16 protein-coding genes are annotated in these 19,300 nt (G+C 70.9%); 12 read left to right on the top strand and 4 right to left on the bottom strand.

The window, feature by feature from the left end; genetic code table 11:
* Positions 1-55 precede the first annotated feature (55 nt).
* From TCUR_RS05545 to TCUR_RS05525, 5 genes are all read left to right on the top strand, one after another.
* Complete coding sequence (locus TCUR_RS05545; RefSeq protein WP_012851492.1) at positions 56-754, top strand: succinate dehydrogenase cytochrome b subunit; 699 nt, start codon at positions 56-58, stop codon at positions 752-754.
* 2 nt (positions 755-756) lie between these two features.
* Positions 757-2,697: a fumarate reductase/succinate dehydrogenase flavoprotein subunit gene (locus TCUR_RS05540; protein ID WP_012851491.1), complete on the top strand. Its 1,941-nt coding sequence runs from the start codon at positions 757-759 to the stop codon at positions 2,695-2,697.
* Between the two features lie 17 nt (positions 2,698-2,714).
* A complete protein-coding gene (locus TCUR_RS05535) occupies positions 2,715-3,470 on the top strand; it encodes a succinate dehydrogenase/fumarate reductase iron-sulfur subunit (RefSeq protein ID WP_012851490.1) in 756 nt (251 codons plus the stop codon).
* 191 nt (positions 3,471-3,661) lie between these two features.
* A complete protein-coding gene (locus tag TCUR_RS05530) occupies positions 3,662-4,714 on the top strand; it encodes a LysR family transcriptional regulator (protein WP_012851489.1) in 1,053 nt (350 codons plus the stop codon).
* Between the two features lie 192 nt (positions 4,715-4,906).
* A complete protein-coding gene (locus tag TCUR_RS05525) occupies positions 4,907-5,659 on the top strand; it encodes a hypothetical protein (RefSeq protein ID WP_012851488.1) in 753 nt (250 codons plus the stop codon).
* Between the two features lie 33 nt (positions 5,660-5,692).
* Here TCUR_RS05525 and TCUR_RS05520 read toward each other — a convergent pair whose 3' ends face one another.
* The 4 genes from TCUR_RS05520 to TCUR_RS05505 all read right to left on the bottom strand — a co-directional run bounded on the left by TCUR_RS05520 (position 5,693) and on the right by TCUR_RS05505 (position 10,160).
* Positions 5,693-6,415 carry a Crp/Fnr family transcriptional regulator gene (locus tag TCUR_RS05520; RefSeq protein WP_012851487.1) on the bottom strand — a complete coding sequence of 241 codons (723 nt, stop codon included), beginning with the start codon at positions 6,413-6,415 and terminating at the stop codon, positions 5,693-5,695.
* 214 nt (positions 6,416-6,629) lie between these two features.
* Positions 6,630-7,400, bottom strand: a complete 771-nt coding sequence (locus TCUR_RS05515) for a succinate dehydrogenase/fumarate reductase iron-sulfur subunit (RefSeq protein WP_012851486.1) — start codon at positions 7,398-7,400, stop codon at positions 6,630-6,632.
* Positions 7,397-9,328, bottom strand: coding sequence for a fumarate reductase/succinate dehydrogenase flavoprotein subunit (locus TCUR_RS05510; RefSeq protein WP_012851485.1), 1,932 nt, complete (start codon positions 9,326-9,328; stop codon positions 7,397-7,399). The genes TCUR_RS05515 and TCUR_RS05510 overlap by 4 nt, the downstream gene beginning before the upstream one ends.
* Positions 9,329-9,359: 31 nt before the next feature.
* Entirely contained in the window at positions 9,360-10,160 is an 801-nt protein-coding gene (locus tag TCUR_RS05505; RefSeq protein ID WP_012851484.1) for a hypothetical protein, read from the bottom strand.
* A gap of 405 nt (positions 10,161-10,565) precedes the next feature.
* Here TCUR_RS05505 and TCUR_RS27435 point away from each other — a divergent pair, with 405 nt between their 5' ends.
* The 7 genes from TCUR_RS27435 to TCUR_RS05470 all read left to right on the top strand — a co-directional run bounded on the left by TCUR_RS27435 (position 10,566) and on the right by TCUR_RS05470 (position 19,187).
* Positions 10,566-11,030 (top strand): DUF4282 domain-containing protein, encoded by a 465-nt coding sequence (locus TCUR_RS27435; RefSeq protein WP_012851483.1) that lies wholly within the window; start codon positions 10,566-10,568, stop codon positions 11,028-11,030.
* A 161-nt stretch (positions 11,031-11,191) separates the two neighbouring features.
* Positions 11,192-13,645 (top strand): serine/threonine-protein kinase, encoded by a 2,454-nt coding sequence (locus tag TCUR_RS05495; protein WP_012851482.1) that lies wholly within the window; start codon positions 11,192-11,194, stop codon positions 13,643-13,645.
* The gene (locus tag TCUR_RS26925) at positions 13,642-14,793 is read left to right on the top strand and encodes a hypothetical protein (RefSeq protein WP_012851481.1); all 1,152 of its coding nucleotides are present in this window, start codon (positions 13,642-13,644) and stop codon (positions 14,791-14,793) included. The genes TCUR_RS05495 and TCUR_RS26925 overlap by 4 nt, the downstream gene beginning before the upstream one ends.
* Positions 14,790-16,709, top strand: coding sequence for an AAA family ATPase (locus TCUR_RS05485; RefSeq protein ID WP_012851480.1), 1,920 nt, complete (start codon positions 14,790-14,792; stop codon positions 16,707-16,709). The genes TCUR_RS26925 and TCUR_RS05485 overlap by 4 nt, the downstream gene beginning before the upstream one ends.
* Entirely contained in the window at positions 16,706-17,434 is a 729-nt protein-coding gene (locus tag TCUR_RS05480) for a 4Fe-4S single cluster domain-containing protein (protein WP_012851479.1), read from the top strand. Before TCUR_RS05485 ends, TCUR_RS05480 begins: the two co-directional genes overlap by 4 nt.
* The gene (locus tag TCUR_RS28290; RefSeq protein ID WP_012851478.1) at positions 17,431-18,600 is read left to right on the top strand and encodes an FHA domain-containing protein; all 1,170 of its coding nucleotides are present in this window, start codon (positions 17,431-17,433) and stop codon (positions 18,598-18,600) included. Before TCUR_RS05480 ends, TCUR_RS28290 begins: the two co-directional genes overlap by 4 nt.
* Positions 18,601-18,767: 167 nt before the next feature.
* On the top strand, positions 18,768-19,187 hold the full coding sequence (locus TCUR_RS05470; RefSeq protein WP_012851477.1) for a DUF4282 domain-containing protein: 420 nt from the start codon (positions 18,768-18,770) through the stop codon (positions 19,185-19,187).
* Positions 19,188-19,300 lie beyond the last annotated feature (113 nt).

Below are 19,300 nucleotides of genomic sequence, written 5' to 3'. Positions count from 1 at the left end.
ACGAGTGCTTTCATGACTTGGACGCTCTGACCTGGGGCGACTTACCGTCGCCCCCGTGGTTCAAACGTCACCCCGCGCGCTTCCGGCGCTGTACCGTTCCACGATCGGCAAGAAGGCGATCATGGCGGTCACCGGCGCCCTGATGATCCTGTTCCTCGTCGTCCACATGGTGGGCAACCTGAAGGCCTTCTACGGCCCGGCGGAGATCGACGAGTACGCCGCCTGGTTGCGCAGGATCGGTGCGCCGGCCCTGCACTACGAGTGGTTCCTGTGGATCCAGCGGGTGGGCCTGCTGGTGGTGATCGGCCTGCACATGCTGATGGCCTTCCAGCTGACCCGCCGCGCCAAGCGGGCCCGTCCGACCCGCTACCGGCACCGTCCCAAGGTGCAGGGCTCGTACGCGGCCCGCACCATGCGCTGGGGCGGTGTGATCATCGTGCTGTTCGTGATCTACCACATCCTGGACCTGACGACCGGCACGGTGCACCCGGACTACCGGGACGGCGAGGTCTACAACAACCTGGTCAACGACTTCGCCCCCGAGCGCTGGTATGTGACCCTCTTTTACGCCCTGGCGGTCATCGCGGTGGGCTTCCACGTGCGGCACGGCCTGACCAGCGCGGTGCAGAGCCTGGGCATCAAGAGCCCGCAGCGGGCGCGCACCCTCAACCTGGCCGCCACCGCGTTCTCCGTTCTGCTCGTCGCCGGCTATCTGTCCGTGCCGTTCGCGGTCACCGTGGGATTGGTGGACTGACCATGACCGACAGCTTCTACACCCTCGGCGACCCGATCGCCGACACCAAGGCGCCCAAGGGGCCCATCGAGGAACGGTGGAGCCGGCGCAAGTTCGAGATGAAGTTGGTCAACCCGGCCAACAAGCGCAAGAAGACCATCATCGTGGTCGGCACCGGGCTGGCCGGCGGGTCGGCCGGGGCCACGCTGGGCGAGCTGGGCTACAAGGTCATCCAGTTCTGCTTCCAGGACAGCCCGCGCCGGGCCCACTCGATCGCCGCGCAGGGCGGCATCAACGCCGCCAAGAACTACCGCAACGACGGCGACAGCGTCTTCCGGCTGTTCTACGACACGGTCAAGGGCGGCGACTTCCGCGCCCGCGAGTCCAACGTGCACCGCCTGGCGGAGATCAGCACCCAGATCATCGACCAGTGCGTGGCGCAGGGCGTGCCGTTCGCCCGCGAGTACGGCGGCCTGCTGGACAACCGCTCCTTCGGCGGCGCCCAGGTCTCCCGCACCTTCTACGCCCGCGGCCAGACCGGCCAGCAGCTGCTGCTGGGCGCCTACCAGGCGCTGATGCGCCAGGTGGACGCCGGCAACGTGGAGCTGCACCCCCGCCACGAGATGCTGGACCTGGTGGTGGCCGACGGCCGGGCGCGCGGCGTGGTGGTCCGCAACCTCGTCACCGGCGAGATCAAGACCTACACCGCCGACGCGGTGGTGCTGGCCACCGGCGGCTACGGCAACGTCTTCTACCTGTCCACCAACGCGATGGGCTCCAACGCCACCGCGATCTGGCGGGCGCACAAGCGCGGGGCGCTGTTCGGCAACCCCTGCTTCACCCAGATCCACCCCACCTGCATCCCGGTCAGCGGCGACCACCAGTCCAAGCTGACGCTGATGTCGGAGTCGCTGCGCAACGACGGCCGGGTGTGGGTGCCGGTGAAGGCCGGCGACACCCGCAACCCCAACGACATCCCCGAGGACGAGCGCGACTACTACCTGGAGCGCATGTACCCGGCGTTCGGGAACCTGGTGCCGCGCGACATCGCCTCCCGGGCCGCCAAGAAGGTCTGCGACGAAGGGCGCGGGGTCGGCCCCGGCGGCCGCGGCGTCTACCTGGACTTCGCCGACGCCATCAAGCGGCTGGGGATCGATGCCGTCAAGGCCAAGTACGGCAACCTGTTCGACATGTACGAGCGGATCACCGGGGAGAACCCGTACGAGGTCCCGATGCGGATCTACCCGGCCGTTCACTACACCATGGGCGGGCTGTGGGTGGACTACGACCTGGAGTCCACCATCCCGGGCCTGTTCGTGATCGGGGAGGCCAACTTCTCCGACCACGGCGCCAACCGGCTGGGCGCCTCGGCGCTGATGCAGGGCCTGGCCGACGGGTACTTCGTGCTGCCCAACACCATCGGCAACTACCTGGCCAACAACAACAAGCTCGGCGAGGTCCCGGCGGAGGTGATCGCCGAGGCCGAGGCCGGGGTCAAGGCCCAGATCGAGCGGCTGCTGTCGATCGACGGGGACCGCACCGTCGACTCCTTCCACCGCGAGCTCGGCCACATCATGTGGGAGTACTGCGGCATGGAGCGCACCGACGAGGGGCTGCGCAAGGCGCTCACGCTCATCCCGGCGCTGCGCGAGGAGTTCTGGCAGCGGGTCAAGGTGCCCGGGTCGGCCGACGACCTCAACCAGTCGCTGGAGAAGGCCGGCCGGGTGGCCGACTTCCTGGAACTGGCCGAGCTGATGGTCATCGACGCGCTGCACCGCACCGAGTCGTGCGGCGGCCACTTCCGCGCCGAGTCCCAGGACGCCGACGGCGAGGCCAAGCGCGACGACGCCAACTTCTCCTATGTGGCCGCCTGGGAGTGGGCCGGCGAGGGCAAGCCGCCCATCCTCCACAAGGAGCACCTGGAGTTCGAATACGTCAAGCCGAGCCAGCGCTCGTACAAGTAGGAAAACGGACCTTTTCCATGAAAATCACCCTGCGCGTCTGGCGCCAGAAGGGTCCCGAGGACGCCGGGAAGATGGTCGAGTACCAGCTCGACGACGTCTCCCCCGACATGTCCTTCCTGGAGATGCTGGACGTCCTCAACGAGCGGCTGATCGCCGAGGGCGAGGAGCCGATCGCCTTCGACCACGACTGCCGCGAGGGCATCTGCGGCATGTGCTCGCTGGTGATCAACGGCGTCCCGCACGGCCCGGAGCGGGCCACCACCACCTGCCAGCTGCACATGCGCAAGTTCAAAGACGGCGACGTCATCGACGTGGAGCCGTGGCGCGCCCAGGCCTTCCCGGTGATCAAGGACCTGGTGGTGGACCGGTCGGCCTTCGACAAGATCATCCAGGCCGGCGGGTACATCTCCGCGCCCACCGGCTCGGCCCCCGACGCCCACTCCATCCCGGTGCCCAAGCCGGCCGCCGACGCCGCCTTCGAGGCGGCCGAGTGCATCGGCTGCGGCGCCTGCGTGGCGGCCTGCCCCAACGGGTCGGCGATGCTGTTCACCGCCGCCAAGGTCACCCACCTGGGGCTGCTGCCGCAGGGCCAGCCGGAGCGCTATGACCGGGTGGTGAAGATGGTCCAGGCCCACGACGAGGCCGGCTTCGGCGGCTGCACCGTCACCGGCGAGTGCACCGTGGCCTGCCCCAAGGGCATTCCGCTGGAGACCATCACCCGGCTCAACCGCGACTACCTGGCCGCCACCGCCGCCGGCAAGAAGAAGTCGTAAAGCGCGGCGGGCGCCTTCGAGCCAGGGGCGCCCCGGACCGGTCGACGGGGATTCACCGGCGGGGCGCCCCTATCAATGCGCCTTCTCCCCGGCGCGGGGGCCTGTCACAGGACACAGGCGGGGACAAGGTTCGCTCTCCCGGCGAGACCGGGCATATGTCGCCGAGTTCGCTACCCGTACGCTCTTAAGCTGTGCAGTTGCAGCAGCTTGCGTACTTCGTCGCCGTAGCCGAGATCCGGCACTTCACTCATGCGGCCGAGGCGTTGCGGGTGGCTCAGCCATCGCTGTCCAAGCAGATCCGCGCGCTGGAGACCGAGCTGGGCGCCTCGCTGTTCAGCCGGGCGCGTGGCAACATCACGCTGACCCCGGCGGGAGAGGCGCTGCTGCCGCTGGCCAAGCGGATCCTGGCCGATGTGGACACCGCCCGGCTGGAGGTGCAGGAGCTGGTCGGGCTGCGGCGGGGCCGGGTGCGGCTGGGCGCCACGCCGTCGCTGTGCGCGGGCCTGCTGGCCGACGTGCTGCGCCGCTTCCACGACACCTACCCCGGGATCCAGTTGCTGGTGGAGGAGGGCGGCTCGCGCGACCTGGTCCGGCAGCTGACCCGGGGCGCGCTCGACCTGGCGCTGGTGATCCTGCCGCTGGCGGGGGACGCCCCGCTGGAGACCACCGCGATCCTGCGCGAGCACCTGGTGGTGGCCTCTCCCGCGCCGCGCCGCAACGGCTCCCGGCCGCCGGCCGTCCGCGGCGCCCTGCTGCCGCGCCGCCCGTACGTGCGGATCGAGGATCTGCGGGACCGTCCGCTGGTGATGTTCCGGCCCGGCTACGACCTGCGCGAGGCGACCATCGGGGCGTGCCGGCAGGCGGGCTTTGAGCCCCGCTTCGCGGTCGAGGGCGGGGAGATGGACGCCGTGCTGCGCTTCGTCGAAGCGGGGCTGGGCGTGGCCGTCGTCCCCAGCATGGTGCTGGCGGGACGGCCGGGACTGCGCGGCACCCCGCTGGCCATCGGCGACCCGCCCGAGGAGTCCGGCGGGCGCGGCTCGGCGGGCGCACCGGGCGCCGGTTCGTCCCGGCGCACCGAACCGGTGCCGGGACTGCTGCGCACCATCGCGCTGGCGCACCGCAAGGACGTGACGCTCACCCACGCGGCCCGCGCCTTCCAGCGGGTGCTGGAGTCCTTCATCCGGGAGGCCGCCCGCGCCGGCACCCTGCCGCCCGGCGTCGAGGCCCTGGTGCCGCTGAAGTGAGAGACGAGGCGGGCGGGCGGTCTTTTCGGCCCGTCCGCCCGCATCCCGTGCGCGATCCACAAGCGCCCGTCATCACTTCCGCACAGTTTTGAAAGTGAAGCTTTTTCTCCATTCCGGCTAGCCGGGCGCTCGGGATGATCACTACGCTGCTCGCGGCATTCACTCTGTCTCGATCACCCCATCGGAGGTCCGATGAGACGTCCTCGGCTGCTCGCCGGACTGGCCGCCCTGGCCGTGTCCGCCGGGCTGCTGGCCGGGCCGGCGACCACCGCGCAGGCCGACACCTCCTACCAGCCCAGCAACGCCGACTTCGCCGACTGCCCGAAGCTCCCCTCCGGCACGCTGCCGCTGCTGTGGAACTGCATCTCCATCAACCTGGTGGAGGGGCAGATGAAGCTCGGCTCGCTGAAGCAGGACCTGACCAAGCCCGTCAAGATCACCGTCGCGATGGGCCTCAAGGGCGGCAAGCTCACCCTGGTCGAGGGCGGGATCAAGAGCGACCCGATCTCGATCAACCCGCTGCCGCTGCCGGTCGACCTGCTGGGCATCACCGTCCAGGTGCAGCAGGCCGGGCAGATCAAGCCCGCGCCGATCCTGCCCAAGACCATCCCGCTGAAGATCAAGCTCAACCACTGGCTGCTGGGCAACAACTGCTACATCGGCAGCGAGGCCAACCCCATCGCGATCACCCCCAACCTGTCGAACCTGGCGCTGACCAGCATCAACAACGTCCCGGTGATCACCACCACGATCTCCGACGACGCTTTTGCGGTCCCGGCGGTCTCCACCTGCGGACTGCTGGGCAACCCCGCCATCAACTCCGTCGTGGGCCTGCCCAGCCCCGCCGGCGCCAACTCCGCCACCATGAAGGCGGTCGTCCGCGTCAAGAACTACCGGCTCGGCCAGATCACCGGCCAGTACGCCGCAGACAACAACATCGCCTAAAAGGTGAATCCCGGCTGCGCCGTCGCGCCCCTCTCAACGGGCGTGGCGGCGCAGCGCCTGCAGGTCGTGGACGATCACCCGGCGGCGTCCCGTCTCGATCCAGCCGCGGCTGCGCAGGGTGCGCAGCGCCTTGCTGACCGCCTCACGGGACGCGCCGACCCAGCCGGCCAGCTCCTCCTGGGTGAGGTTCAACGTGATCTGGACGCTCCCGGCCGGCTGCGGTCCCCTCGCCCCGGCGCCTCGCGCCTGCGGACGGTGGGGCTCGTACGGCTCGCTGTAGCGCTCGGCCATCTCCACCAGCCGCTGGGCCACCCGGCCGGTGGTGTCGTACCTGCCGAACTCGACCCGCTTGCGGTCGGCGTCCCGCCAGCGCTGGCACAGCATCCGCATCAGCAGCACCGACACCCGGCTGTGGCCGTGCAGGAAGTCCATGAACTCCTCGGCCGACAGCGCCCGCACCCGCCCCGGCCGCAGTGCCGTCACCGTGGCCGAACGGGGCAGCCCGTCGATCGCCGACACCTCCCCCAGCAGCGCGCCGGGTCCCCGCACCGCCAGCACCACCTCCACGCCGTTGTCGGCGTGCGAGCAGGCCTTCACCATTCCCGACAGCAGCACCGCCACCCAGGTGGTCTGCTCCCCTTCGGTGAAGAGCACATCGCCGCGATCCATCCGGCGTTCCCTGCCCCGCCGCAGCAGATCGGCGCGCTCCTGGGCGGTCAGGACGGCAAGGAACGAACCAGGTTCATAGGCGTTCATACGGTTCACTACATCACGTCATGTGTGCACTTCTCCCTAGTTCATGCATCACAGATCGGGAGAGACTGCAACGTGCCGTGCGCGCTGCCGGAGCGCTATGGGACACGGCCGCCCGGGGACGGCGTCGCCGGGGCACGCCGCCCCCGGGAAGCCCGTCCTCACGCACACGCCCCGGAACCTGCGCGAGGTTCCGGGGCGTGGACGGACTCTCAGCTCAGGCCGAGGGCGTGTCCTGGCTCTTCTTGACGATGCCGAGCTTGGAGCCCAGCCACACCAGCGGGTCGTAGCGCCGGCCGACCACCCGCTCCTTCAGCGGGATCAGCGCGTTGTCGGTGATCTTGATGTGCTCCGGGCAGACCTCGGTGCAGCACTTGGTGATGTTGCAGAAGCCCAGCCCGTGGTCCTCCTGGGCGATGTGCCGCCGGTCGGACTGGTCGGCCGGGTGCATCTCCAGCTCGGCGATGCGCATCAAAAAGCGCGGCCCGGCGAAGGCCGGCTTGTTCTCCTCGTGGTCACGGATGACGTGGCAGACGTTGTTGCACAGGAAGCACTCGATGCACTTGCGGAACTCCTGCGAACGCTGCACGTCCTCCTGCATCATCCGCAGCTCGCCGGGCTTGGCGTCGCCGGGGTTGAACGCCGGGATCTGCCGGGCCTTCTCGTAGTTGAACGACACGTCGGTGACCAGGTCGCGGATCACCGGGAAGGTGCGGATCGGGGTGACCGTGATGGTCTCGTCCTGGGAGAAGGTGGACATGCGGGTCATGCACATCAGGCGCGGCATGCCGTTGATCTCCGCCGAGCACGACCCGCACTTGCCGGCCTTGCAGTTCCACCGCACCGCCAGGTCGGGCGCCTGGGTGGCCTGCAGCCGGTGGATGACGTCCAGGACGACCTCGCCCTCGTTGACCTCGACGGTGTAGTCGACCAGCTCGCCCTCGCCGGCGTCCCCGCGCCAGACCCGGAACTTCGCCTGGTAGCTCACTTGTCGTCCTCCTCGGCCCCGGCAGCGGCCCGCATCCCGGCCGGCAGTTCCTCCGGCGTCATGTACTTCTTCAGCTCTTCGACGTCGAACAGCGCGAGCAGGTCCTCGCGCATCGGCTCCATCTCCTGGCGCTTGATCTCCACCCGCGGGTCGTCGGCCTTGCCGACCAGCCGGCAGATCAAATTGACCTTGCGCCACTCGGGGGACATCTGCGGGTAGTCCTCACGGGTGTGCCCGCCGCGGCTCTCGGTGCGCTCCAGCGCCGCCTTGGCGATGCACTCCGACACCAGCAGCATGTTGCGCAGGTCCAGCGCCAGGTGCCAGGCGGGGTTGTAGCCCTTGCCGCCCTCGACCGACACCTTCGCCGCCCGGGCGCGCAGCTCCTCCAGCTTCTCCAGCGCCAGCTGCAGTTCCTTTTCGGTGCGGATGATGCCGACCAGGTCGTTCATCGTCTGCTGCAGGTCGGCGTGCACCGCATACGGGCTCTCCCCGCCCTTGCGCTCAAAGGGCGCCAGCGCCTCGGCGACGGCGTAGTCGATCTCCTCCTGGTCGGGGACGGGACGGTCATCGCCCAGGGAGTCGACGTACTCGGCGGCGCCCAGCCCGGCGCGGCGGCCGAACACCAGCAGGTCCGACAGGGAGTTGCCGCCCAGCCGGTTGGAGCCGTGCATGCCGCCGGAGCACTCGCCGGCCGCGAACAGGCCCGGCACGACGGCCGCGGCGGTGTCGGGGTCCACCTCCACCCCGCCCATCACGTAGTGGCAGGTGGGGCCGACCTCCATCGGCTCCTTGGTGATATCGACGTCGGCCAGCTCCTTGAACTGGTGGTGCATGGCCGGCAGACGCCGCTTGATCTCCTCGGCGCCGCCGGGCATCCGGCCCACCACGGTCAGGAACACCCCGCCGTGCGGGGAGCCGCGGCCGGCCTTGACCTCGGCGTTGATGGCCCGGGCCACCTCATCGCGGGGCAGCAGCTCCGGCGGGCGCCGGTTGTTGTCGGGGTCGTCGTACCAGCGGTCGGCCTCCTCCTCGGTGGTGGCGTACTTCTCCTTGAACACCTCGGGGATGTAGTCGAACATGAACCGCCGGCCCTCGGAGTTGAGGAGAATGCCGCGGTCGCCGCGCACCGACTCGGTGACCAAGATCCCCTTCACCGAGGGGGGCCAGACCATCCCGGTGGGGTGGAACTGGACGAACTCCATGTTCAGCAGCGTGGCACCGGCCAGCAGCGCCAGCGCGTGCCCATCCCCGGTGTACTCCCAGGAGTTGGAGGTGACCTTGAAGCTCTTGCCGATGCCGCCGGTGGCCAGCACCACCGCCGGGGCCTCGAACACCACGAACTTGCCGGTCTCGCGGACATAGCCGAACGCCCCGGCGATCTTGCCGCCCTTGACCAGCAGCCGGGTGATGGTGGTCTCCGGCCACACCTTCAGGTAGGCCTCATAGTCGCCGTGGTCGCGGTGGTCCTCCTGCTGGAGCGCGACCACCTTCTGCTGCAGGGTGCGGATCAGCTCCAGGCCGGTGCGGTCGCCCACGTGCGCCAGGCGCGGGTACTCGTGGCCGCCGAAGTTGCGCTGGCTGATCTTGCCGTCCTTGGTGCGGTCGAACAGCGCGCCCCAGTGCTCCAGCTCCCAGATGCGGTCCGGGGCCTCCTTGGCGTGCAGCTCGGCCATGCGCCAGTTGTTGAGGAACTTGCCGCCGCGCATGGTGTCCCGGAAGTGCACCTTCCAGTTGTCGTTGGGGTTGACGTTCCCCATCGCGGCGGCGGCGCCGCCCTCGGCCATCACGGTGTGGGCCTTGCCGAACAGCGACTTGGAGATGACCGCCGTCTTCTTGCCCTGCAGACGTGCCTCGATCGCCGCACGAAGCCCGGACCCGCCGGCGCCGATCACGACGACGTCGTAGGAATGCCTTTCGATCTCGGTCATGATCAGTCCTTGTCAGGAAGGATGCGCGGGGTCAGATGATGCGCGGGTCGGAGATGACCCCGCCGGACACCAGCGCCACGTACAGGTCCGCCACCACCAGCGAGCCCAGCGTGATCAGGGCGTACTGGCCGTGCCGCTCGTTGAGCTTGGACACCAGCGTCCAGGCGCGGTAGCGCAGCGGGTGCTTGGAGAAGTTCTTCAGCCGCCCGCCCACGATGTGCCGGCAGGAATGGCACGAGAGGGTGTAACCCCACAGCAGGATCACGTTGCCCAGCAGGATCAGCGAGCCCAGCCCCATCCGGAAGTCGCCGTTGGAGTCGGTGAAGGCCAGCAGCGCGTCATAGGTGTTGATGATGGAGATGATGACCGCCGCCGCCCAGAAGTAGCGGTGCAGGTTCTGCGCGACCAGCGGGAAGCGCCGCTCCCCGGTGTACTTCTTGTGCGGCTCGCGCACCGCGCAGGCCGCCGGGGACCGCCAGTAACTGCGGTAGTAGGCCTTGCGGTAGTAGTAGCAGGTCAGGCGGAACAGCAGCAGGAACGGCAGGGAGACCGCCGCGAACGGGATGAAGAACGGCAGCTCGGGAAGGAAGGTGCCGAAGTGCGCCGAGCCGGGTACGCACTCGGTGCTGACACAGGGTGAGTAGAAGGGGGTCAGATAGTTGTACTCATCGACCCAGTAGTACTTGCCCATCATCGCCCGGACGGTCGCATACGCCACCCAGGTGGTGAAGAGCACCACGATGAAGATCGGATAGCTACGCCAGTTGTCGGTCCGGAGCGTGCGCGCCGAGATCTGCGCACGCTTCTTGGCCGGCGCCTCCACAGTGCTCATCGATAGCACCCCAGTTTTCAGGTCTTCGCTCGTACGGGATCCGTCCGCACGTCCAAGGCCGTGTCGCACCACGGCTACATGCAGTGCACCCGCTGCTGGTTAGGCGACCATATGCCACCAGCCTGACCTTGTGATACATACAACAGCCAGACCAATCATGTGACCCTGGCCACAAGGTGTGGCATGGTACCCCCGGATACTGGCGTCATGCCAGACGCCTATGGACCCGATCACTTATCTCTATGTTCGAACGGCCCCGCGGGCCCTTCTCGCGGGGCGATGCGGACACGCGGATGTGGCGTCCCCGGGCGCGTCACGCCCCGCCGCGGGGGAACCGTTCTAGAGTCGGCCTTGCCGCCCTGCCGGCGCCCCCCGTAGGCACGTTCGTTCATGGAGAGCCAGGCGATGAGCAACCCCTCCGGCCCTTACGGTCCCGGCCCCGCCCCCGGCCCCGGGGCGAGCGGCGGCACCGGTCCCTTCCCCCCTCCGCAGCCGGGTGCCCGGCCGTCCCACGGACCGGGGCCGGCCGCTCCCCCGCCCGGCGCCTGGGAGAGACGACCGGCGCCCCCCGAAAAGGGCGTGATCGGGGCGCTGCTGGACACCCGCTTCAACCACCTGGTGACCCCGAAGCTGATCAGGCTGTGGTACATCGTCGCCCTGCTGCTGATCAGCCTGCAGTGCCTGGTCTTCTTCTTCCTGGGACTGTGGATGGCCACCTGGGACGACGGCTGGGCCTGGGGGGTCATAATGATCATCGCTTGCCCGCTGGTGTGGCTGTTTGAGGCGCTGCTGGTGCGGATCGCGATGGAGGCGATGGTGGTCCGTTTCAAGGGCGTGGAGCACCTTCGGGTCATCAGGGACAAGATCTGAACCGGCGCGTTAGGCTCACCTGAGTGAACCCCTCCCACCATCGCCGGCTCCCCGTTCCGGCGCGTGCGCCGGTACGGCGGGACGCCGTCCGCCCGCTCCGGGCCGGGCGCGGCGGGCCCGCGGAACGGGAGCCGGTCACGGCGGCACCAACGGAGCGGTAAGTGGCCGAGTTCGAGGACTTCCCGCACCGGACCCGGCGAGACCCGGCGGTGACCCACCGGGACCCGCACGTCCCCCAAGCGCGCTCCGATCCCTCGGCCACCCGCCGGGACGCCCCGCAGCCCGCCGCCGATCCGCTGATCCGGCTGCCGGGGCCGCTGGCCGGGCGCTTCACCGTGGTGGGAGAGCTGCCCGTCCAAGGCGCCGAATCGGACCTGCTGCTGGTGCGGGACGCAGCGGGCCGCCGGTACGTGGTCAAGGTGTTCCGGCGGGGATACTCCGCCGACCGCGAGGTGTGGGCCAAGCTGCCGGAGCTCACCTCCCCGCACGTGGTGCAGATCCTGGAGACCGGGCACGCCGACGGCCGCGACTACGAGCTGAGCGAGTACGCCCCCGGCGGCAACCTGCGCACCATGCTGGATGCGCGGCCGGGCGAGGCGCTGCCGCCGCAGACCGTCGCCGCGATCGTGGCGCAGCTGGCCGCCGGCCTGCAGGCGCTGCACCGGGCGGGCATCGTGCACCGCGACCTCAAGCCCGAGAACGTCCTGGTGACCGCCTCCGACCCGCTGCAGGTGGCGATCGCCGACTTCGGGCTCAGCAAGGTGCTGGACCAAAGCGTGGTGTTCGCCTCCTCGTCCCGGACGCTGGCCTACGCCGCCCCCGAGTCGCTGTCGGGGCAGGTCTCCCCGGCGCGGGACTGGTGGTCGCTGGGCATGATCGTGCGGGAGCTGGCCACCGGGCGGCCGCCGTTCGCCGGGCTGAGCGAGACCGTGGTGGTCGACCACCTGGCCACCCGGCCGATCGACAACTCCGACGTGGCCGACCCGCGGCTGCGGCTGCTGTGCCAGGGGCTGCTGACCCGCGACCCCCGCCACCGCTGGGGCGCCGAGCAGGTCACCGCGTGGCTGGCGGGGCAGTCCCCGCCGGTGGCCGCCGAGCCGCGCTCCTTCGCGCAGCCCGACGGCTCCGGCCTGCCGTTCGCCGGACGGCGCTTCACCGACCGGGCCGAGCTGGCCCGCGCCCTGGTGGAGCGGTGGGAGGACGCGGCCCGCTACTTCTTCGCCCGCGGCGAGCACGGAGAGGCCTGGCGGGCGCTGCGGGAGTGGCTGGGGCGCTTCCCCGACGACAGCCGCATCGAGCTGATCGACGCCTACCTGGCGACCGGGCTGCCGCCGAACGTCAAAGTGCTGCATCTGGTGCGCTGGCTGGACCCGACGCTGCCGCCGCACTACCTGGGCCGCCGGATGAGCGCCGCGGACCTGCCCCGCCTGGCCGCGCTGGCGGGCGATGCCCGCCATCCCGACCACCGCGCCGCCTGTCTGATCGGCCGGGCGCTGTGGGAGCACCGGCTGCTGCCCGAGCTGGCCAAGTTCCAGGGCGCCGCCGAGCTGCGGGCGATCGACGACCGGTGGCGGGCGCACGTCGCCGAGTGGAACCGGCTGGTCCGCCCGCAACGCCACGGCCAGGCCCCGGCGCAGCCCCGCCCTCCGATCGCACAGGTGCGCCTGCCACAGGCAGGTCTGGCCGGTCCCGAGGCGGACGCGCCGGCCGACGACCCTCCGGTGGTGCTGCTGACCCTGCTGGCGCTGGCCGCCGCCCCCGAGCAGACCACGGCGTCGCTGGCCGACGCCGCCGCCCGCGCCCGCGCCGCCGCCGGCGGTGCGGTCCCGTGGTTCGAGCGGCTGGCGGAGTGGGCCGGGGCGGCGGATCCCCGCGGCGGCGATCCGCTGCGGCTGCTGGCGGTGGTGCGGGCCGCCCCCGAGGCCGCCATGGCCGCCCAGGCCGCCGACCAGGAGCGCCGGCTGGCCGAACGCCGGCTGGCCGAACGCACCCGGCACTGGGAGGAGCTGGAACGGCGGCGGCTGGCCGGCCGTGGCTCGGCGGTGGCCCGCGCCGTGGGGTGGACCCTGCCGATCCTGGCCATGTGGTTGTTCGGCAGCTGGCTGGTGAGCGGGATCTCCAAACCCGATGACTCTCAAGAGGCCACCGGGACCTTCAGTTTCCACGGAGGAAGCGGGATGCCGTTCGGGCTGCTGGTGGCGGTGTCGGTGGTGGCCTGGGCCGTCCAATGCGGCGCGGAGGTACTGCTGGCCCGCGCCCAGGGCCGCGACTACCTGCCCTATGGCCCCTGGTCGTGGCTGTCGAAGGTGCTCGGCGCATCCGGCCGCGGGTTGTCGAGAGCCTCGCAGGTCATGTCGGCCTCGGCACGGCGCACCGGACGGCGGGGCTGCGGGCTGCTGCTGCTCGCCGGGACCATCCCGCTGCTGATCATCTTGTTGCTGCTGAGCATGGTGACGGCGATGGCCGGCCTGCTGTGGCTGCTGGTGCCGGTGGCGGCGGCGGCCGCGCACCTGGTCGCGGCCGGGTTGCGGCTGCACCGCTGGAAGGCCGAACACGAGCGCGCCCGGCAGGCGTCCCTGGGGACGCCCGCCGGCAGCCCTGGAGGAACGGTATGAGTAGCGGGGTCGAGGCCGATATCGCGCTGGACGCGGCGGTCGTCCTCAGCCTGGGGATGACCCGGGCGGCGGGCAAGGCCGCCGGGCTGACCGCGGCGGGGGCGCAGGCGCTGGCGGCGCTGGCCCAGGGCCGGGCCGAAGAGCGGGCCGCGGCGCTGGCCGAGGCCGAGCGGCAGGACCGCGCCATCCGGGAAGTGATCGACCGCAACGCCCGGATCGCGGTGCTGGCCGAGGCGCAGCGCGAGGCCGGGATCCAGGTGCCGCTGCCGGCACCGCTGCCGCCCGGCGACCGATCCGCCGAGGAGTTGACCGCCTGGTGCGCCGCCACCGACCGGGCGCTGGCCGAAGCGGAGCGCCGCATCAGCGAACGGCGCGCCGCCGATATGGCGGGGCGGGTCTTCAGCGTCCCCGCCGATGGGCTGCGCCCTGATCTGGACGCGCCCGCGCCGCGGCCCGGAAACGACCGGGAGGCCGAGGCGCGACGCCGGGCCCACACGTTGGCCCGGGTGCTGGCCCGGTTGGCCCCGGATGTCTCCGCCGAGGAGCGGCGCCCGGTGACCGAGGCCGCCGGAAGGCTGGCCGAGGCGGCCACCGACGGGGAGGCCGAGGCGTTGCTGGCCGAGGTGCGGCTGCGGGTGCAGCGGGCCAACGAGCAGGCCGCCGCGCGCCGCGCGGCCGAGCGGCGCCGCGCCGCCGAACGGGAGGCCGCCGAGCAGGCCGAGGCCGAGCGGCGGTATGTGCTGCAGGCCGTGACCGCCGCGTTCGAGGAGATGGGGTACCGGGTGGAGGCGGGCTTTGAGACGATGACCGCCCACGACGGCACCCTGATCCTCAGCCGCGGCGGCTGGAGCGACCACAGCGTGAAGATGCGGGTGGAGGACGCCCGCACGATCAGGGCCGCGATGGTCCGCACCCGGCCGCCCGAGAGCGAGGAGGACCGGCGCCGGGACGCCGAACGGGAGCGGGAGTGGTGCCAGGCGTTCGAGCAGGCCCGCGCCAGGCTGGCCGCCGCCGGGATCGGCTCCACCGTGACCTGGCGGACCGAGCCGGGAGAGCACGAACTGCCGGTGGTCTCCCGGGCACGGCAGACTAGAGCCCGGACGAGGCAACGAGCCCGAGAGCGCGGGCGGGAACGCGGAGGATCATGACGGAGTCGCCAACGCTGGGGGGACGGCTGCAGGGCTGGCCGGCGTTCATCCGGGAACTGGACGCCACACTGTCGGTGCACTCCCAGTACGTGCTGTCGGGGAACCTGTACGACAGCTTCCTGGCCCCGCCACCGCCCGAAGGTGGACCGGCCCGCCTGCTGCCGCTGCGCGATCTGCTGTGGGAGGCGCTGCGCTCCAGCGGCTACTCCTGCCTGGTGATCTACGACCCGGTGGACGGGCTGCTGGTGTACCCCGACACCGAGGACGAGATCGGGGCGGAGGCGGCCGCGGCGGCCGAGCGGCTGGTGGGCAAGCTCAAGCCGGACGAGCGGCCCTCGCTGGAGGCGCTGACCCGGCACCTGGCCGCGGTGGCCCGGCCGGTGGAGAAGATCCGCGCCGCGTTCGTGATCGACTCCGCGTCGCGGATCGCGCGCACCCCCACCGACCTGGAGCCGGCCGAGCGGGACTTCTTCCGTTACTGCGAGAAGCTCTCGCGCACCGCCCGCCCGGTGCGGGTGGCCGGGCCGCGGCCCAAGCCGCTGTACAACCCGGTGATCTGGCTGGTGGAGCGGCCCGGTGACCTGCCGCCGTGGCTGACGGCCGGCAACGACAACATCCGGGAGATCACCATTCCGCGGCCGCACCTGGGCGACCGGCAGGAGACCGCCCGGCTGCTGGCCCGGGCGTTCGGGGTGCGGGACGTGTCGGCGGACCCGGCGGCGGCCGAGGCCTGCGACGCCTTCGCCGAGCAGGCCGACGGGCTGACGCTGCAGTCGATGATCGAGGTCACCCGGCTGGCCCGCGAACGCAACGTGGACCTGGCGGACCTGCCGGACGCGGTGCGCACCTACAAGCTGGGGGTGCTGGACAACCCCTGGAGCCGGGGCCATTTGCGCAAGCGGGTGCTGGAGGGCGAGAGCAAGGTCCCCGAACGGGTGGTCGGCCAGCCGCAGGCGGTCACCAAGACACTGGACATCCTCAAACGGGCGGTGCTGGGGCTGTCGGGCGCTCAGGCCACCCGGTCCGGCAGCCGGCCGCGCGGGGTGCTGTTCTTCGCCGGGCCGACCGGGGTCGGCAAGACCGAGCTGGCCAAGGCGATCACCGAGCTGATCTTCGGGGACGAGTCGGCCTACCTGCGCTTCGACATGAGCGAGTTCTCCTCCGACCACGCCGGGGAGCGGCTGATCGGGGCGCCGCCCGGCTATGTGGGGCACGAGGCCGGCGGGGAGCTGACCAACGCCATCCGCGAGGACCCGTTCCGGGTGATCCTGTTCGATGAGATCGAAAAGGCCCACCCGCGGATCCTGGACAAGTTCCTGCAGATCCTGGAGGACGGCCGGCTGACCGACGGGCGCGGCAACACCGTGCACTTTTCCGAATCGATCCTGATCTTCACCTCGAACCTGGGGATGTACGTGGACTCCCCCGGGGCGGCCGGCGCCACCCGGGTGGACGGCGCCCTCACCCCCGGCCGGCGGGTGCAGAACATCCACCCGGGCATGTCCTATGACGAGATCGAGGCCAGGATCAAAGGGGCCATCTCCGACCACTTCACCACGGTGCTGAACCGCCCCGAACTGCTGAACCGGTTCGGCGACAACATCGTGGTGTTCAACTTCATCTCCCCCGAGGCCGCCGACCGGATCTTCGATCTGCAGCTGGCCAACATCTGCCGCCGGGTCACCGAGGAGCACCGGCTGGACCTGACCATCAAGGGCGAGGTCCGCAAGACGCTGCGCGAATGGTGCACCAGTGAGCTGGACAAGGGCGGCCGGGGCATCGGCATGGCGCTGGAGTCACACTTCGTCAACCCGCTGGCGCGCGCCCTGTTCGACCGGGACCTGACGCGGGAGGACCGGATCACCGTGACCGGCATCCGGCGCGTCGGCAGCATCGTCCAATTGGATCTGGCGTGAGCGGCCCTTCGCTGCTGCTGGCCAAGGCGCACTACCCGGTCACCACGCTGGGCCCGGGAACGCGGGCGGGCATCTGGACGCAGGGCTGCACGCTGCGCTGCCCCGGCTGCCTGTCGCGGGACACCTGGGAGCCCGACCCCCGCAAAGCGGTGCCGGTGGAGGCGGTGCTGGGGTGGCTGGAGTCGCTGCCCGCCCTGCCGGACGGGGTGACGATCTCCGGTGGCGAGCCGTTCCAGCAGCCGCGGGCGCTGGCGGCGCTGCTGCGCGGAATCCACGCCTGGCGGGGAAACCGGCCGGTGGACATACTCGTCTACAGCGGGTACGTCTACTCCCGGCTCTCCCGTTCGGCCACGACCCGCGACATTCTGGATTTGTGCGACGCTGTCATCACGGGGCCGTACATAGACCGACTCAATCCCGTGAGACCGGAAGGGGGACACCCCGGCCAGGGCTCTCTACTCTGGAAGGGGTCGGCGAATCAACGCATCGTGCCACTGACCGCCCTGGGTCGTGAGCGATACGGATCGCCGGCCCGCGGCCAGGGGTCCGAGGACGCCGCCTCCTGCGCGGAGGCACGGCCCCGGGTGCAGGTTTCCGTCGACGAAGGGCCGGAGGGAAGGCGGGTGTACTACATCGGGATCCCGCGACGAGGTGATCTTGATCACCTCACATCGATGTTGGAACAGGCCGGAATACGAGCGGGGGAGGTGTCCTGGCGGCCATGAGCGAACTCACCTGTCCCATCTGCGATGAGCCGTTCCAGCCCGGTGATGTGCTGTGCATGTCCTGCGGGGCGAACCTGGCCCGGGTGGGCGGGGTGCGCCGGCACTCGACGGCCGGCGAGCAGCAGCCCGCGCCGCAGCCCGGCTACGGCCCGCAGCCGTCCCACCAGGCCCCTCCCCAGCCGCAGTACGGTCAGCACCAGCAGCCGCCCGGCCTGCCCGGCCAGGAGATGTGGGGGCCTTCGCCCCAGCCCGGCCGGCCCGAGCCGCCCGCCGAGAACTGGCGCTCCCCCCAGCAGCCCGCCCACGACTGGGGTCAGGGGACGTCGGCGCAGGGCCAGGGGCCGGGCGGCGACTGGCCGCCGGCGCAGCACTCGCCGCAGCACCCGCCGCAGAGCCAGGATTGGGGCGCCCCGGCACTGGGCCAGGGCGGGCCGTCCGCCGGCCAGGACTGGGCGCCCGCCCAGGGCGGCAGGCCGGGGCACGGCGCCGACTGGCCGCCCGCCCAGGGCGGCGGCCCCGCCTGGCCGTCCGACCAGGGAGCCCAGGGCACGGCGGGAGGCGGCCAGAACTGGTCACCCGCCCAGCACCAGGCGCCCCCGCCGCACCAGCAGCCCCCCTACCCGGGCGTGCCGCACGGACCGGCCGACCACCAGACGCCGCCCCCTCAGCACGGCGGCCGGTCGTTCACCCCGCCGCCGCACGGCCGGGAGGCGACGCTGCTGCCGCCGGACGAGAGCGCCGGGCAGCGCGGTCCGGCCTCCGACAGCACGGCGTTCATGTGCCCGCACTGTGAGGCGGTGCTGAGCAACCCGGCGGCCGTCCAGTGCGACAACTGCCTGCGCCCGATCCGCCAGCGCACCCCGGTGCTGCGGGTGATCTTCCCCTCGGGTGAGGTGAAGGTGTCGGTGGGGCAGCATCTGGTGCTCGGCCGGGACGCCGGGCAGTCCCCGGTGGCCTCCACGTTCATCCAGTACGACAACGTCTCGCGCCGGCACTCGACGCTGTGGCTGGACCCCAGCGGCGCCGCCTGGGTCCGCGACGAGGGCTCCACCAACGGGACCTTCGTCAACGGCGAGCGGCTGCCGCGCGGGGTGGAGGCGCCGCTGCACGACGGCGACCAGCTCCGCCTGGCGGCCGACGTCACCGGAACCGTGCAGCTGACCTGACCGTCTGAACCGGCGATCGGTTTGTCACCGACGGCCAACATTCCGGTCAGCATTCGTCTTCACAACGGAATATCGAGGTGTGGATCCGGTATGGTCGTGCGTCGCCCGCCCCCGCACACATGATCTGGATCACACGGATCGACCAGGAGCAGTCAGGAGTTCACTGAATGGGTACCCCCTACGGACCGGGACAGCCCGGCGGCTGGCAGCCCCAGCAGCCCTACCCCCAGCCCGCCGGATACCAGCCGCCGGCAGGCCCTCGCTACGACAACGACAAGGGCTTCTTCGGATCGCTGTTCGACTTCAGCTTCGACAACTTCGTGGCGCCGAAGCTGATCAAGTTCCTTTACGTGCTGATCCTGGTCCTGACCTCGGTGGCCTCCGTCTTCTGGGTGGTCAGCGGCTTCGCCATGATGGCCGACGGCAGCAGCGGCGCCGCGGTCGGCGGGCTGTTCCTGATCATCCTCTCGCCGGTCATCTGGTTCTTCTCGGTCATGGTCGCCAGGGTCTACCTGGAGATGCTGATCGTCATGTTCAAGATCAGCGAGGATCTCAAGGACATCCGCGACAGCCGCACCCTGCAGTAGCCCTGCGGCGTCCCGCCGCAGGCGGCCGGTGACGGCGGAAGACTTCGCAGTCTCGGGCGGTGCGGCCCGGAGGAACGGAAAAACCCGCTCCACGCTCGGCGTGGAGCGGGTTT

This window comes from Thermomonospora curvata DSM 43183 (genome assembly GCF_000024385.1).
GTDB lineage: Bacteria > Actinomycetota > Actinomycetes > Streptosporangiales > Streptosporangiaceae > Thermomonospora > Thermomonospora curvata.
Note: the sequence above shows the minus strand (reverse complement) of the source record. Positions and strands in the feature narration are given on the sequence as shown.

Excerpts from the sequence above, each read along its gene's own strand:
- TCUR_RS05540 (WP_012851491.1), top strand. The coding sequence starts at position 757 with ATGACCGACAGCTTCTACACCCTCGGCGACCCGATCGCCGACACCAAG.
- TCUR_RS05535 (WP_012851490.1), top strand. The coding sequence starts at position 2,715 with ATGAAAATCACCCTGCGCGTCTGGCGCCAGAAGGGTCCCGAGGACGCC.
- TCUR_RS05525 (WP_012851488.1), top strand. The coding sequence starts at position 4,907 with ATGAGACGTCCTCGGCTGCTCGCCGGACTGGCCGCCCTGGCCGTGTCC.
- TCUR_RS05520 (WP_012851487.1), bottom strand. The coding sequence starts at position 6,415 with ATGAACGCCTATGAACCTGGTTCGTTCCTTGCCGTCCTGACCGCCCAG.
- TCUR_RS05510 (WP_012851485.1), bottom strand. The coding sequence starts at position 9,328 with ATGACCGAGATCGAAAGGCATTCCTACGACGTCGTCGTGATCGGCGCC.
- TCUR_RS05505 (WP_012851484.1), bottom strand. The coding sequence starts at position 10,160 with ATGAGCACTGTGGAGGCGCCGGCCAAGAAGCGTGCGCAGATCTCGGCG.
- TCUR_RS27435 (WP_012851483.1), top strand. The coding sequence starts at position 10,566 with ATGAGCAACCCCTCCGGCCCTTACGGTCCCGGCCCCGCCCCCGGCCCC.
- TCUR_RS26925 (WP_012851481.1), top strand. The coding sequence starts at position 13,642 with ATGAGTAGCGGGGTCGAGGCCGATATCGCGCTGGACGCGGCGGTCGTC.
- TCUR_RS05485 (WP_012851480.1), top strand. The coding sequence starts at position 14,790 with ATGACGGAGTCGCCAACGCTGGGGGGACGGCTGCAGGGCTGGCCGGCG.
- TCUR_RS28290 (WP_012851478.1), top strand. The coding sequence starts at position 17,431 with ATGAGCGAACTCACCTGTCCCATCTGCGATGAGCCGTTCCAGCCCGGT.
- TCUR_RS05470 (WP_012851477.1), top strand. The coding sequence starts at position 18,768 with ATGGGTACCCCCTACGGACCGGGACAGCCCGGCGGCTGGCAGCCCCAG.